13 protein-coding genes are annotated in these 15,402 nt (G+C 69.4%); 12 read left to right on the top strand and 1 reads right to left on the bottom strand.

Translation table 11 applies throughout. The features are described from left to right. The first annotated feature begins 88 nt into the window (after positions 1 to 88). The 3 genes from O7610_RS06945 to O7610_RS06935 all read left to right on the top strand — a co-directional run bounded on the left by O7610_RS06945 (position 89) and on the right by O7610_RS06935 (position 3,494). On the top strand, positions 89 to 880 hold the full coding sequence (locus O7610_RS06945) for a pentapeptide repeat-containing protein (RefSeq protein WP_289212851.1): 792 nt from the start codon (positions 89 to 91) through the stop codon (positions 878 to 880). A gap of 137 nt (positions 881 to 1,017) precedes the next feature. Continuing rightward, positions 1,018 to 1,443, top strand: coding sequence for a hypothetical protein (locus O7610_RS06940; RefSeq protein WP_281554903.1), 426 nt, complete (start codon positions 1,018 to 1,020; stop codon positions 1,441 to 1,443). Next, positions 1,440 to 3,494: a tetratricopeptide repeat protein gene (locus O7610_RS06935; RefSeq protein ID WP_289212850.1), complete on the top strand. Its 2,055-nt coding sequence runs from the start codon at positions 1,440 to 1,442 to the stop codon at positions 3,492 to 3,494. The genes O7610_RS06940 and O7610_RS06935 overlap by 4 nt, the downstream gene beginning before the upstream one ends. Here the strand turns inward: O7610_RS06935 and O7610_RS06930 are convergent. Continuing rightward, positions 3,457 to 3,738, bottom strand: a complete 282-nt coding sequence (locus O7610_RS06930; protein WP_289212849.1) for a flavin reductase — start codon at positions 3,736 to 3,738, stop codon at positions 3,457 to 3,459. The genes O7610_RS06935 and O7610_RS06930 overlap by 38 nt on opposite strands. 456 nt (positions 3,739 to 4,194) lie before the next feature. Between O7610_RS06930 and O7610_RS06925 the strand changes: the two genes are divergently transcribed. From O7610_RS06925 to O7610_RS06885, 9 genes are all read left to right on the top strand, one after another. Next, the gene (locus tag O7610_RS06925; RefSeq protein ID WP_289212848.1) at positions 4,195 to 5,082 is read left to right on the top strand and encodes a helix-turn-helix domain-containing protein; all 888 of its coding nucleotides are present in this window, start codon (positions 4,195 to 4,197) and stop codon (positions 5,080 to 5,082) included. Beyond that, on the top strand, positions 5,072 to 5,254 hold the full coding sequence (locus O7610_RS06920; protein ID WP_289212847.1) for a DUF397 domain-containing protein: 183 nt from the start codon (positions 5,072 to 5,074) through the stop codon (positions 5,252 to 5,254). The genes O7610_RS06925 and O7610_RS06920 overlap by 11 nt, the downstream gene beginning before the upstream one ends. 163 nt (positions 5,255 to 5,417) lie before the next feature. Next, positions 5,418 to 5,678 (top strand): DUF6879 family protein, encoded by a 261-nt coding sequence (locus tag O7610_RS06915; RefSeq protein ID WP_353850373.1) that lies wholly within the window; start codon positions 5,418 to 5,420, stop codon positions 5,676 to 5,678. A gap of 206 nt (positions 5,679 to 5,884) precedes the next feature. Next, complete coding sequence (locus O7610_RS06910) at positions 5,885 to 8,419, top strand: lantibiotic dehydratase (RefSeq protein ID WP_289212845.1); 2,535 nt, start codon at positions 5,885 to 5,887, stop codon at positions 8,417 to 8,419. Positions 8,420 to 8,440: 21 nt separating this feature from the next. After that, positions 8,441 to 9,787, top strand: coding sequence for a B12-binding domain-containing radical SAM protein (locus O7610_RS06905; RefSeq protein WP_281554895.1), 1,347 nt, complete (start codon positions 8,441 to 8,443; stop codon positions 9,785 to 9,787). After that, positions 9,784 to 10,869, top strand: coding sequence for an agmatinase family protein (locus O7610_RS06900; RefSeq protein WP_281554894.1), 1,086 nt, complete (start codon positions 9,784 to 9,786; stop codon positions 10,867 to 10,869). The genes O7610_RS06905 and O7610_RS06900 overlap by 4 nt, the downstream gene beginning before the upstream one ends. Continuing rightward, on the top strand, positions 10,866 to 11,915 hold the full coding sequence (locus tag O7610_RS06895) for a hypothetical protein (protein WP_289212844.1): 1,050 nt from the start codon (positions 10,866 to 10,868) through the stop codon (positions 11,913 to 11,915). The genes O7610_RS06900 and O7610_RS06895 overlap by 4 nt, the downstream gene beginning before the upstream one ends. Continuing rightward, a complete protein-coding gene (locus O7610_RS06890) occupies positions 11,912 to 12,847 on the top strand; it encodes a PHP domain-containing protein (protein WP_281554892.1) in 936 nt (311 codons plus the stop codon). The genes O7610_RS06895 and O7610_RS06890 overlap by 4 nt, the downstream gene beginning before the upstream one ends. Then, entirely contained in the window at positions 12,844 to 15,396 is a 2,553-nt protein-coding gene (locus O7610_RS06885; RefSeq protein WP_289212843.1) for a lantibiotic dehydratase, read from the top strand. Before O7610_RS06890 ends, O7610_RS06885 begins: the two co-directional genes overlap by 4 nt. The last annotated feature ends 6 nt before the right edge of the window (positions 15,397 to 15,402 follow it).

Raw genomic sequence — 15,402 nt, 5'->3', positions numbered from 1 at the left:
GTCGTCGCTATCACCTGGGCGGCGGTGTGGGGCCTACAGTCCACGGTTCGCCGGTGTCGGGACGCCGCTGGAGCAGGCGCAGCTTCAGGTGGAAACGATCCGCACCGGCTTATCGGTCGGCGCGGGTTTCGGTGCCGCCGCCGCGCTGCTGCTGGCGTTACGCCGCCAGCAGGTCACCGAACGGACCCAGCAGGCCACCGAGTACGACGCGGGCGAGAAACGGGTCACCGAGCTGTATGTCAAGGCCGCCGAACAGCTCGGCTCCGACAAGGCACCGGTACGCCTGGCCGGCCTCTACGCCCTGGAACGCCTCGCCCAGGACAACCCGGTGCACCGGCAGAGCATCGTCGAGGTGATCTGCGCCTACCTGCGCATGCCGTACACCCCGCGGACCGAGGAGCAGGCAGATCAGAACACCGCCGAACCCGATACCGGCCAGGAACCGGGTGCCCCGAAGCAGCCTGACCCCCGGGAGGAGCGCCAGGTACGGCTGGCCGCACAGCGCATCCTCGCCCGTCACCTGCGGCCGACGACGCCGAACGGCACCCCGAGCCAGGCCTACTGGAATGGCATGACTCTCGACCTGACCGAGGCCACCCTCCTCGACACCGACTTCAGTAACTGCCATCTGAACGACGCCCGGTTCGTCGGGGTGACGTTCGCCGGCACCGCCCGCTTCGCTGAAGCGACATTCATCGGCATTGCCTGGTTCGACGGAGCGATGTACCAAGAAAAGATCGATTTCATTGATGCCCGCATCGGGGACGGCAATCGTGACAGCGATATGTGGCCGGCGGGGTGGCGGGTCGATCTCGACACGCGGCGGGTGGTGCGCGTACCGGTGGAGGAGGAGACAGAAGGGGACGCGGAGTCGGAGTGACGGCAGCCGTCACTCGTACAGGTGGTTCAGCGCGCCACGATCACCCCTGCTGTAGCGGATCCGACAGCGAGGCGGTCCGACTGGCTGGCGGTATGGGTCTACTGTGGTTGCCACCTCGGACGGACGGAGTGGCTGGCATGGTGGACATCGACCCGGTCGCGGCGGCGACCGGTGCCGCGTTGATCCAGGCGATCGCGACGGACGCGTGGGAGAAGGCTCGTGACGGGGCGGTCGCGCTGTGGCGGCGGGTACGCCCGCAGCAGGCCGACGCCGTCGCCGCCGAGCTGGCCGAGGTACGCGAGGAGGTCATGGCCGCTCGCCGCGACGGTGACACTGACGCCGAGCGGGGCCTGGTAGACGACTGGCAACGCAAACTGCAGCGGCTGATCCGCCAGGATCCGGCGTTCGCCGCCGAGCTGCGTCGCCTGCTCGACGACACCCTCACTCCCCTGCTGCCGCCCGCCGACCAGCAGCAGGTCGGCAGCATCACGATGACCGCCAACGCCAAAGACAACGCCCGCGTCTACCAGGCCGCCCGCGACCAGCACATCAACGAGAAGTGACCAACCCGGACATCCACCTGCACGGCGAGGCCAGCGGCCACGGGCAGGTGTTCCAGGCCGCCGGTGACCAGCACATCACCATCTACGAGCAGCGGCCGGCGTACCGGGTGGAGCGGTGGCAGCCGCAGCGGCCACCGGACCCGCGTACGTTGGTCGACCAGCCGAGCATGTTGCTCGCCGCCAACAATCAGGTGGTGCCGTTCACCGCCCTGCGCGACGCCGACCGCGCCGAGTTGGCCGCCTGGCGCGACGACCCGGCGCGCGGGGTCGCTGTGCGGCTGCTGCACGGGCCGGGCGGGCAGGGCAAGACCCGGCTCGCGGCCCAGTTCGGCGCGGACAGCATCGCCGCCGGCTGGGCGGTCGCGGTCGCCCGGCACCGCAGCCAACTCGCCGCCGACGACCCGCCCGAGGCCACCGAGGCAACCGGGCGTGGCTTGCTGGTGATCATCGACTATGCCGAACGCTGGCCCGCCGAAGACCTGCGGGACATGTTCAAGGACCGGCTGCTGCGCCAGGGTGTGCCGACCCGGCTTCTGCTGCTCGCCCGACCCGAGTCGACGTTGTGGCCGTACCAGCATGACCTGGCCACGCTCGGGTACGCGGCCGACGTCACCGCGCTGACCCCGGCCGCCGACAGACCCGCGAACCGGCAGCGGATCTTCACCGAAGCAGCCGACCGGTTCGCCTACGCGTACGGCATCGACGGCGGCTCGATCCATCCGCCGGCCGATCTGGCCACCGGGGAGGCGTACCGGCAGATCCTGGTGATCCACATGGCGGCGCTGGTCGCGGTCGACGCCGCCGCGCGCCAGCGGACCGCACCGACCGGCGATCGGGACCTGTCGGCCTATCTGCTGCGCCGCGAGGTCGACCACTGGCACAAGCTGTACGAACAGCGCGCCGGCTTCGTCACGATCTCGCAGCTGCTGAGCCGTACGGTCTGCACCGCGACGTTGACCCGGCCGCTCGACTACGACGACGGCCTGGCCGCGTTGACGACGGCAGGAGTGTGCGCGCCGGACGCTGCCGACCAGATGCTGGCCGACCATGCCGTCTGCTACCCGCCGACCGAGCCGGACAAGGTGCTGGAGCCGTTGTATCCCGACCGGCTCGGCGAGGACTTCATCGCGCTGCGGCTGCCCGGTCACGGGGTGGCTGGCTCCCCGGCCGATCCGTGGTCCGGCCGGGCGATCACCCGGCTGATCACCGGCACTGAATCGGATAGCGCCGGCCAGCCGCCCTGGTCGGCAGCGGCGTTGACGGTGCTGGTCGAGGCCGCGATCCGCTGGCCGCACGTCGCGTCCCGGCTGCTCTCCCCGCTGTTGCGTCAGCGCCCCGAGTTGGCGGTCGCCGCTGGCGGCACCATCCTGGCCCGGATAGCCGACGTCGACACGCTCGACATCAGCGCGCTCGAGGCGATTGAGCCGCATCTGCCGCAGGAACTGCACGTCGGCTTGGCCGTCGCCAAAGCAGCTATCACCAGACGCCTCACAACGCACCGGCTCGCTACCGCCGATGAGCCGACTACGGCACGTCTACTCGGATCGCTCGGGAATCGGCTGTCGGAGGCGGGCCGGCGCGACGAAGCGTTGACCGCCACCACCGAAGCCGCCGACGTCTACCGCCGGCTCGCCCAGGCCAACCCCGCCGCCTACGAACCCGACCTCGCCATGTCGCTGAACAACCTCGGCGTGATGCTGTCGGACCTGGGGCGGCAGGATGAGGCCATGACCGCCACCGCCGAAGCCGTCACGATCCGCCGCCGGCTCGCCCAGGTCAAACCCGCCGCCTACGAACCCGACCTCGCCATGTCGCTCTGGACCGAAGCCTGGGTACGGACAGCCCACCAGTACGAACTGCCTGAGGCGTTGACCGCCGCGACCGAGTCGGTCGAGCGCTACGAGAAGCTGTACCAGCAAATCCCAATGGCGTACGTCGGGGACCTGGTCGGGGCGTTGGGGACGTTGGCGGACGTACTCGACGGGCTTGGTCGCGGGGACGAGGCAATAGCGGTCAGGGCTCGCCGGGACGCGCTGACAGCCGAGCAATAGCTTCGGACTCGGCGACCTGGTCCGGCCAGCGGAGGAACCGGCGGTACAGGTCCGGTGGGCTGAGCTGCTCGGCGTCGCATTCCAGCAGGTCGTCGATCGCCTCACACATCAGGGTGGCGAGGTAGACGCACATCCCGACCCGGTCGTTCGCCCAGTCGGCGGTGATCTCGATCTTGGCGCTTTCGCACGGCCATTCCGTACCGCACTCGCGACAATTCCAGTGGGGGCGGGACGCGATGTGCATCAGTGTGCCCCGTTCACTCGGGCACGCTGTCCGCGCGTCAACAGGCCGGCGACCCACACGTACGCGGTGGGTTGGTTCCATCGGGGGCCGCGATCCCACTGCGGCGACTGGTTTGGCGGCCGATCCGTCGGCTTCGGACGCGGGACCGGCGTGTTGTGCAGGTACGGGGCGATGGTCGACGGCAGGTACTTGTCGGGGCATGGCCAGCGTATTCCGCAGCGGCAGTACCGGCCGAGTCGCCGCCAGTTCCGGGCGTGTCGCGGTGCGAACCGTATCGCGCCGTCGCGTGTGGACCTCAACCGCATTTGTCAACCCTTCTCGCAACACATTTCCCATGATCACTGAACTCTTCCTTCACATCATGCTTATTCGCCATCTGGCTCAGCGCAATCTCGCACCGGTAGGTTCGGACCCAACATCCACCCACCATTACGCGACACGAGAGGACGGGGTTTCGTGGACGACGCCGGCAGCACTGTCCCGCGCAGGCAACTGGGTCGATATCTGAGAGAGCTTCGCGAAGACGCACATGTCACGGTCGCCGCAGCGGCCAAGGCACTCGAATGGTCGCCGCCGCGCATCTGGCGCTACGAGGGCGGCCAGGTGCCGATCCACCCGAACGACGCCGAGGCGATGTGCCGGCTCTACGGCGCGCCCCCGGAAACGATCACGACGATGCGCAATTTGGCCCGCGAGACCAAGTCACGCGGCTGGTACCACGCCTACGACCACGCCATCACAGAATGGTTCAAGCTGTACGTCGGCCTCGAAGCCGCCGCTTCGACGATCCGCAAGTACGAGCCGAATGTCATCCCCGGTCTGCTCCAGTCCCTGGAGTACATGACGGAGATCATCACCACCGGAAACCCCGACCTGAGCCAGGCCCAGCAGCAGGCACGCATCGAAGTGCGGTCCAAGCGGCAGAAGCTGCTCGCCCGCGTCGTCCCACAGGCCCCCGACCTCGACGTGGTGATCGGCGAGGCAGCCCTTCACTGTCCGACGAAGGATCGGGCCGCGATGGCGCGCCAACTGCGGCACCTCGCCGCCGTCGCCACCCAACGCCACAACGTGACCGTCCGGGTCCTCCCCTTCGCCGCCGGACTTCCCAGCAGGCCAGAGGTCGGGTCGTTCTCCATCCTGACCTTCCCCAAGGTCAGCGTCCGCCCGCCCGAGCCGACCACCGTCTACTCCGACGGCCCGTGTGGTGCCGTCTACCTCGACAAACCCACCGAGATCGAGACCTATGAGGGCATCTGGTCGTCACTCAAGCAACACTGCCTCACCCCGCTAGAATCGACCGAGTTCATCACCCGGATCGCCAAGGAGTACGACGATGAAGGCTGACGGCGTCTGGCGTAAGTCCACCCGGTCCGGTGCCGACGGTGACTGTGTCGAGGTGGCCGGCCACCCGTACCGCGTCGCAGTCCGCGACAGCAAGGACCAGACCGGCCCGGTCCTCACCTTCGACACCGCCGCCTGGCAGCACTTCGTCGACACGGTGAAGACCCCACACTGACCCGCACCACTCCCGACCAACGACGAAGCCCTGGTCCGCCGGCAATGACGGAGCGTCGGACCAGGGCTTCGCGCCGTTCGGCGGCAGCATCCGAAGGTTCCTCACCCCGCGATGCCGCCAACATCACGCCCCACGTAGGGAAAGTTGATGCCGGCGGCATCACCTGTGGGCTGTCCGTGCCTCATGGTGGCGGCCGTGGCTGGACGTCGAGGCTGAGGCCACCCGACGCGGCATGGTGCTGCGACGGGCTCGAATCATCTCCGAGCCGATCAGCCCCTACATCCGTTACGAGTACGACGGGACCTGCACCAACATCGCCGCTGGCGAGCAGGTCCGATGGCTGCCACGGCGACGCACCGCCGACCTGCTGCTGCCCGGGGTGGATGGACGAACGGCTCGACTACATCTGCGGCCCGACGCTTGATCCCAGCCGGGCAATCCGACGCTGAGGCGGCCGACGCAGCGCCAGTCCTGGACCTTGCCGGCATCGGTCGTACAACACTCGTAATCCCATTGACTCCGATCTTCGTCTTGGGTTTACTGGACCTCACTGTCCTCGATCGAGCGACGCCGCACGTGTGTCGCGGATTTGACAGCCGTCTGGCAATGGCTATCAGGTAACGGGGGAATATGAGCATCGCTGCGCGCGCAGCGACCATCGGCCGATGGTCGCTCGCCCCGGTCGTGCTGCTACGGCAGGCGGGCTTTCCTCTTGCCCTGGCCGACGGCCTTCTCGACCCGGACTGCGCTGGCTACGCCGATGATGTGCTCGATCAGCGCGACACCACGTGGCGCCTTGCCCAGCGCCTCAAAGTTGCCCTGCGTGCAGCGAGGGCCGGGTGGCGCGGCGATCTCGCGTCCGGCGTCGGCATGCTGCGCCCTTTCCACGCGACTGATCTCGACCGGCTGCTGCGCGACCATCCCGGCGCGGTGGCCGGTGCCGCGACGGCATACCAGCAAGCGGCGACCGACCTCGACACCGCCTGGACCGCCTGGATCTCACGGCTTACGGCCGCGATCGACCGGAACCGCCGCGAGGTGATCCGGATTGCCGCGGAACCGGACTTCCAGCAGGTACTCCTGCTGTCCAACGACGCCCGGTACGCCGAGTTCATCGCCTGGCTCGAGCGAGGCGCCACCGGCTCGTCCGGCCACATCCGACGGATGACCGACTTGCTTACCATGTATGTGCAGCGAGTCACGACCAAGAACGAGACCCACTCACACTTCGGGCCGCTGGCGGTGGCTCGGGTGATCCCCGCCGCGACCGGTGTCTCATGGCGTGCCGGTCCGCTGCGCCGCGTCGCGCATCTCTCGCACTGGGCCGGTGAACGGCTCGCCGAGACGTTCAGCGGACGGCCAGGCAACCACGAGTTGGTGCGGCCCCGCCGACGGCCGTTGGCGTTTCTCGACGACGGAAGCCTCGTCCGGTACGCCTTCCGCGCCACCACCGGGATGCCTGACGGCTGGCGGTTCGAGGCCGTCTCCACCACACCGCTCGACGAGGACCAGCGGTGGCTGTGGCAGCACTGCGACGGCACACGCACGATCGGCGAGCTACGGGCGGCTTGGGGCGACCGGCAAACCCACCTGGACGACGTGCTCGACAGCCTGGTCCGGGCCGACCTGCTGATCGACCGCTGGGAAATCCCGATCGGCACCGCGGATCCCCTGCGGGCTCTGGCGGGACTGCTGCCCGACACCGACGACGACGCCCGGTCCGTGGCGTCCTTCCGCGAGCAACTCGACAGGTTCGCCGCCGCCCCCGCCGAACACCGGGCGCCGCTGCTGGCCCGGCTCAAGGAGGACTTCGCCGCCGTCACCGGCACCGTGCCCAACCGTGCCGGTGGTGCCCACTACGCCGACCGCGCAATCTTCTACGAGGAGGCGTACGGCCCAGTCAAGGATCTGCGCCTCGGCGGCGACATGGCCGCGCTGATCGCCGAGGAGCTGCGGATCGTCTACGACCTGGCCCTGACCGGACCCCGAATCCGCGTCCACCGCGAGCGCCGGCTGCTCGGCGAGTGGATGACCAACCGGTTCGGTGCGGGGACGAACGTCGGGCTCGACCGTTTCTACGCCGCGTTCTACGTCGATGCCGACGCCCTCGCCCGCCAATGCGAGCAGGTCGACGAGGAGATCGCGGCAGCCGGGCGCACCATCCTGGCGACCCTGCTGGAGGACTGGCGCCTCGGCGACGCTGAGGCGGTCACCGACCGGAGCCGGCTGGAGCAGACCCTGGCCGCGCTCGCCGTGCCGGAACCGGCGGTATGCAACCCCGACGTAATGATCGCCGCACCCAACGCCGCCGCGATCGGCCGCGGCGAGTTCCTCGCGGTCGTCGGCGACTGCCACGGCGTCCGCGAGGCACTGACCCACTCGAGTTTCGCGCCGCTGATCGCAGCCGAGGCGCCGGACATCCTCGACGAGGTGGTGCGGCGCTACCAGGAGCTGCTCGACGACGACGAACTCCTGGTCGACCTGTCCCGCTCCCACCCGGACAAGACCGGCGCGCAACTGACCTATCCATGCCCCGACCTGGAGGTCTATGGTCGATCGCCCAAGGGGCCCGGCGAGGTCCTGCACCCCGGACAGCTGTTTCTGACCGTCCGCGACGGCCGGCCCGAACTGCGTGCGCACGGAGTCGACCGGCGGCTGAGGCTACTCGCCCCGCTCGCGGGCGGACCCAGCATCCGCCAGGACCCCCTGTCACCGTTCGCGTTCCCCCGGCACTTCGGCGGGATCGGCCTGCACACCGATGACCGCGAACACCTGCCCCGGATTCGCTGCGGCCGAGTCGTGCTGCACCGGGCCCGATGGCGGCTGCCAGCGACCGCGCTGCGTGGCTGGAGCCCGGGCGTGCACCCGGCCTCAGGCGATGCAGCCGAGTTTCTGGCCGCTCGCGATCTGCGACGCCGCCGGGGCATGCCCGACACCGGCTTCGTGAAGATCCCCGGGGAGCCCAAACCCATCTTCGTCGACTGGAGGTCGCCGCTATTGGTGCGGCAGGTGTGCCGGCTGGCGCGTCGAACCGGACGCCCCGTGGACTTCAGCGAGATGTTCCCCGCCCGTACGGACCTCTGGCTCGACCTCGACGGCAAGCGATACACGAGCGAGCTGCGCTGTGCTCTCTTCTCCCGGGGTACCGGCGCGCAGCTCCCCTGACACGCACCCACTGGAGGAACTTTGCTGCGCGGCTGTGTGGTCCAACTGCCCTTCCCATCCACCGCGGCGCCCGACAGCCGCCTGTCCGACTACTACCTCGCCTACGACCAGGCGTTCCGGTCGTTCCTTCCCGAGTACTTCATCCCAGCCGACGGCTTGTGGGAGATGCCACTCTGGGTCGCCCACCTGACGGCTCTACTGGACACCGCCGGCATCGACTCCACGTTTCAGGACCTGTCGCGGATCCCCGCCGACGCCGCCGCCTGCACCGAGCCACTGATGGCCGCGACCAAACCCGGCGACCTGGTGCTGTGCTCCCCGCTGGCGCAGAATTTCCGGCTCGCCCTAGAGGTCGCCGGCCACCTGGAGGCCGCCGGCCGCCGGGTGGTCCTCGGCGGAAACATGGCCCCGCTGGCTCCGGAAGGCTCGGTACACCTGGTGCACCGAGGACAGCTCGACACCAGGTTCGTCCGGCGGCTCGTTGCCCTCGACTACAGCCGCAGGGCCAGCGAGAAACCCTTCGTCAAGGGCCTGTCGGAGGAGCGCATCACCTGGATGCCCGACTACCGGCACCTCGGCGGCTATCGGGGCCAGGTGCCGCTGCTGCGCCTCAACGCCAGCCACGGCTGCCTATACGAGTGCGCTTTCTGCGGTGACGCGTGGAGTAAGAGCCTTACCTTGGTGGATCGCAAGGCCCTGGAGGCCGAGGTCGACGATCTCGCCACCCGATTCCCGGATACCCGGCTGATCTACATCGGCGACAAGACGTTCGGCCAGTCCCGTGAGGCAGTGCGCAACCTCATCGACGTGTTCTGTGACCGACCCGGCTACCGGTTCATCGTGCAGACCCATGTCCTGCAGGTGAAGCAGCAGGTCCTCGACCAGATGCAGGAACTGGGCGTGGTGGCGGTGGAACTCGGCTTCGAATCGGCGGACTCGGGGATGCTCAAGCGGCTGGGCAAGCTGTCGCGCGGACTCGACCACTACACCGGCCGGATCCGCGAGCTCAGCGACGCGGGCTTCAAAGTGGTGCTTAATCTGATGGGCGGCCTCGACGAGGAGACCGAGGAGTCGCACCGGGTGACGCTGGACTGGCTCGACGAGAACCGCGACCGGCTGTGGCTGTTCAACCTTTACAACTTCGTCCCGTACCCCCTGGTACCGGACTTCCCCCGGCTGCGCGGCCGGATCTTCGACTGGGACTTCGCCAACTGGCGCGAAGACGCGCCGGTCGTCTACCGCCCGGCGTACCTGACCCCGCAGCGCAGCTGGGAACTGTTCCACGAAAAGGTCGCCACCGCCCACCGCATCGTCCGCGGCGGGTTGGCAGGTGCCCTCGCCGCAACCAGCGATTCGGAGGCGCGATGAGCGAGCTACCAGATTTTGAGGCCCTACAGAACAGCGTCAAACCTGACGACTTCGAACAGGACCCGCTGCCCGGCTGGGCGGGACTGGGTACGCTGTTCGGCGCGCCCGACGCCCGTGGCGCCACCCCCGATCTCGGCGGGGAAGGCTGGGCCGTGGCCGGCATACCGTTCGACGGCACGGCCAGCTCCCGACCCGGCGCGGCCGAGGGCCCCCGGGCAATCCGCCAGGCAAGCCTGGTCTTCGCCAGCTACCTGAACAGCCTCGGCGAGTGGCAGATGCTGGACACCCGCCGCGGCGACACCTTTCGCTACCGGGCACCCCGGATCGCCGACGTGGGCGACCTGCACACCTACCCCACCAACACGGTCAAGACGTTCCAGGCGGTCGCCGCCGAGGCACGCCGGGTCAGCGCCGCCGCCCCGCACGTTATCTTCCTCAACGGCGACCATTCCTGCACGTTCCCGACGTTCGCCGGGTTCCGGGCCGGCCGGCTCGACAACGGCCCGAAGCGGTTCGGATTCATCAACATCGACCACCACTTCGACTTCGGCAACGTAAATGTGCTGCACGGGCCGCTCTACCACGGGTCGAACTCCCGCCGGATCAGCGAGATTCCCGGCATCCGGCCCGAAGACATCGCATTCGTCGGCGTCGGTGATGTCACCAAGTACGACCAGTTCCGCAGCCTGCTCGACCGGGGCTTCCACGTGGTGCCCGGCGCCCAGATCCGCCGCGACGGCGCGGCGGCCGCGCTTGCCCCGGTGATCGCGCGGCTCGGAGAACAATGCGATACCGTGTACATCTCGCTCGACATCGACGTGCTCGACAGCGCGTCGGCCACCGGCACCGGGCACGTGACCATGGGCGGCATCAGCGTCGGCGAACTGCTAGACGTGTACGAGGAACTGCGCGCATTGCCCGTCGTCGCGCTCGACATCGCCGAGGTCTCCCCCCGCTACGACCCGTCGGGCAGCACCGCCCAGATCGCCGCGCACCTGCTGTTCAACTTCCTGTTCCGCACCGACTCGCAACCCTCCGGACTTGCACCCTGGACCCCCGGCAGTACTCAGGAGCAACGATGAGATTCGCCCCCGCCGCCGCATTCATCGACTGCTCCGACCTGCCGTCGGCCGCCGAGCGGGAACGTCCGGACCTCGCCGACCGGCTCAGCGGCCGGGCCGTCGACCTGCTGCACGACATCGGGTTCGCGGTGTTCCGGATCGGACGGCTGCGGCTGGGCGTCGATGAGAGCCGACGGATCGCCCTGGATCTGGCACAGCGGATCCGCCGGACACTGATTTTCCGCGGTGCTCCCGCAGACATGCGGCTGGAGGTGGATAAGCCCCAGAGCACCTACGTGCCGGCCGGATTCTTCACCCGCACCCTGCTACCCCACCACGACGGCCAGCACTGCTCCTACCTGACGCCCAGCCGGCTGGACATGCCCGAGTGGGACCCGGCCATGCGTGAGTTCGGGACCACCGGATACACCACGACCCCGGCGCACAAGATGTACCAGGGGATCTTCCTGGCCGACCCCGGCGAGGGCTTGAGCGTCACCACGTACTACGACTGGATCTCGATCGTGCACGAGGTGCTGGGCGCACGGGGCATCAAGGACGCCGACGACACGGTCACGGCCGCCCGGTGGCTGGGGGAGAACCTGCGTACGGCCGTGCTGCGCCAGCCGGAGCACGGCTGCCCCTACCCCTCCTATGGCGCGATGCTGGGGTTGGGCGAGACGATGTGGCACGGCCTGTCCTTCCACCATAGCGAGAGCCCGCTGAGTTCGGCGGACGCCGAGCGCTTCCCGGCCGCCGTGCCGCTGTCACGGCGCTGTGCGTGCGGGCGATGCGAGGGCGACGCCGCGCGCCTGTTCTGCCACATGATGCTGTCGGCGACCGGTTCGACGTGGAGCGAGCTGCGCGAGCGCTGGGAGGTCGCCGCCCCCGGTGAACACTGTGACCTGCTGATCGGCCACAACCTAACCATGATTCACGGTGGGTTGCGGGGCGGGCCCGGTCGCGTCCTCGAACCACTGTGCATGGTGGTCGACAAGCCCGAGGGTACCGAGTACGAGCGCTGGCTGTCCGCGGCCTGGCGGCGTTCGCTACCGATGCCGTCGTGACCCGTGGCGTCCCGTCGGCCGTCGCCACTCCGGTCGACCTGCACGTGCACACCTCGCGTTCCGACGGTGACGACGCACCAGCACAGGCTGCGGCGTACTGCCTGGCTGCCGACCTGCGTGTGGTGGCGGTGGCCGACCACAACACGATGAGCGGCATCGCGCCGTTCAGCGCGGCGGTGGGTGGCGCGGCGACCGTCGTGGCCGGCTGCGAGATCACCGCCGATTGGGAGGGTGAGGAGGTGCACTGCCTCGCATACTTCGTCGACCCCGCCGACGCCGCCTTCGCCCGGCGGGTGCGCTCGGTACACGACGCCGAGGCCACCTGGTGGCGAGCCTGGATTGAGCGGGTGCAGGCGATCGGGGTGCCGCTCACCGAGGAAGACGTCGACGCCGCACTCGGCGACGACCGGGTCGCCTACGTGGGCGACTACCTGGCGCTGCTGGCCCGCACCGCTGGCGACGACCCGCGGTTCGCCATCTACGGGCCCGGCACGTACGGCGCCATCGCGCGGGACTGGTGCCGCCCGGGCCAGCCACTGCACGTGCCCGCGCCCTGGCGGCCCGCACTGACCGAGGTCCTGTCGTGGATCGGCGAAGCCGGCGCCGTGGCGGTCCTGGCCCACCCGGCGGCCCTGCTGTCCGCACGCGACGACGCCGCGTGCCGTGTCCTGCTGGACACCTGGGCCGACGCCGGCCTGGCCGGAATCGAAGTGTGGACCAGCTGGCACCGGCCGGCCGACAGTGCCCGGCTGGCACAGCTCAGCGCGGCCGTGGGCCTGCTCGCCACGACCGGCTCCGACTATCACGGCCCACGGCTCAAACCCTGGGTGCCCACGCCGGGTCGGGTCCCGGTCGTGGGCCCCGACCCAATGGCGATCGTTGACGCCCTGCACGAGCGCCGGACCGCCCGCGTGACCAAGGCAGGCACATGACCACTGACACACATCCGGCAAGCGTCGAGATGAACGCGCCCGACCACGCCTGGCATCTGGTGCCGACCGTCGTGCTGCGGCAGGCGGGATATCCGCTGGAGATGCTCGATCCGCTTGTCGACGCCGAACAGGCGTCTCGGGCGGTCTCGCTGACCGAACGCCGTGAGCGTCTGGCCGAACTGGCCGCCACCGCCAAGGCGGTGCTCCGCCGGCACCGTAAGGCTGGCACGCAGCGACTCGCCTCCGAGATCGGGCAGCTCCGCCCGATCACCACCGAGGACCTCGCCCCGGTACTCGACGCCCTGCCCGACACCGAGAGCGGTCCGTTACGCGCGTACCGGGACGCGGCCGCCGCGCTGCACACCGACTGGCAGGTGTTCCGCGACCAGCACCGGGAACGGCTTGACGCCGCCGGCGACGCGGTGGCGCGGGCCTTCATCGAGGACTCTCTGCGCCAGGTGCTGCTGCTGTCCAACGACGCCGCCTATCCCACTCTTGCGGCCTGGCTGGACGGCTACCACGGCGAGCCGGGACGGCACACCCGCAAGATGACCGACCTACTCACCATGTATCTGCAACGGATCACCACCAAGAACGAGACACACTCGCATTTCGGCCCGTTCACGGTGGGCCGGGTCGGCACGACGCCCGGCATCACCTGGACGGGGGAAGGGCCGCTGCGGCGCACAGCGTTCTTCACCCACTGGGCGGCCGAACGGCTCGCGCTCGCCGCCGGGGAGATGCCCGGCATGCTCGACCACGTCCGGCCCCGCCGGCGACCACTCACGTTCCTACGTGACGGTCGCATCGAGGCGTACGCCTTCACTACCCGCGACGGTCTGGACGCCGAGTGGCACTTTCGACAGCAAGGCGACTGGGACGTGACACCCGGTGAACAGTGGCTGTGGGAACGCGCCGTGGGCGCTCGTACCGTCGCCGACCTGCGCGCGGAATGGCCATTCCCGGAACCTTTCGAGGAGGTCTTGCGGCGTGCCGTGGACGATAAGTGGCTCACGGCCGAGTTCGAGGTGCCGGTCGGCGACGCCGCGCCGCTGCGCCGCCTGCGGGAGCTGCTGCCTCACGACGCCGCGCACGCCGCGCCGATGCTGGCCGCCGTCGACGCGTTCGAACAGGACCTGCTGCATTTCTCGGCCGCGCCCCCGGCCCAGCGCCCCGCCGTGCTAACCGCAGCCAAGCGGCGTTTCGAGGAGCTGACCGGGGTGCCCGGCAACCGCAACAGTGGCCTGCACTACGCCGACCGCAGCATCCTGTTCGAGGAGGCGCACAGCCGGCTGCGCGGGCTGACCATCGGACCCGACGTGGCCGACTTTCTCACCACCGAGCTCGCCGTCGTCTATGAGCTCGTGCTGGCTGGGCCGCGCCTGCGGATGCGGCGTGAACGCGAGGTGCTCACCCGGTGGGTGCGCGACACGTTCGGCACCGGCGTGGAGGTGCCACTTGACCGCCTGTACGCCTGCTCGTTCGCCGACCTGGATCGGCTGGCCCGCGACTGCGCGCCGATCGAGGCGGAACTGGTCGAGCTGGACGAGGTGATCCTGCACGCGCTGATCGGGCCGGACACCGACCGCCCGGAGGTGGTGGTTCCCCGGGACGTACTGGAGGGGATCATCGCGGCGCACCCGGCCGACCCGCCCGCGTTGTGCAACCCCGATGTCCTGTTCGCCGCCCCGAGCCAGGCCGCGTTGGCGCGCGGCGCGTTCACCGCCGTGATCGGCGACTGCCATGCGGTCCGTGAAGTAATCACGCACACCAGCTTCGGTCCCCTGGTGCAGGAGCTCGACCCGCGCCTGCTGCCGGAGGTGTACCGGGGGTACCAGTCGCTGCTCGACGGCGACGAGATCCTGGTCAACCTGTCCCGCGGGCACCCGGACAAGTCCTCCACCCAGCTGGTCTACCCCTGCCACGATCTCGAAGTGTTCGGGCGTTCGGCGCAGGATCGCGACCTGGTTCTGCAGCCCACCCAGCTGTACCTGATCATCAATGGCGGGCGCCTGGAACTGCGGGCCCACCACGTCGAGGGACGGTTGCGGCTGATGGCGCCGCCAGCCGGAGGCCCAAGCATCCTTCAGGATCCGCTGTCACCGTTCGCCTTTCCGCGCCATTTCGGCGGCGTGGCATTGCGGGCCGCCTCCCTGACGCACGTGCCCCGTATCCGGTGCGGGCGGGTGATCCTGCAACGGGAGACCTGGCGGGTGCCGTCCGAGCGGCTGCGTGGTGTGACCCTCTCCGGCGACCGGATCGCCGCCGATGACGCTGCGGAATATCTCGCGGCGTGCCGGCTGCGCGCCGAGTTGGGCCTGCCGCGTCACGTCTTCGTCAAGGCGCCCGGTGAGCCCAAACCCGTCTACGTCGACTGGGAGGCGCCGCTGCTGGTACGCCAGCTGTGCCGGATCGCCCGTCGCGGCGCGGGGCTTTTGGAGGTGTCCGAGATGCTGCCGTCCCCGGACGAGCGGTGGTTCGAGACCGGCGGCGTCCGGTACACGACCGAGCTTCGGTGCGCGCTGTTTTCGGCCGGGTGGCACGGGTGACGACCG

Source organism: Solwaraspora sp. WMMA2065 (assembly GCF_030345075.1).
Lineage (GTDB): Bacteria > Actinomycetota > Actinomycetes > Mycobacteriales > Micromonosporaceae > Micromonospora_E.
Note: the sequence above shows the minus strand (reverse complement) of the source record. Positions and strands in the feature narration are given on the sequence as shown.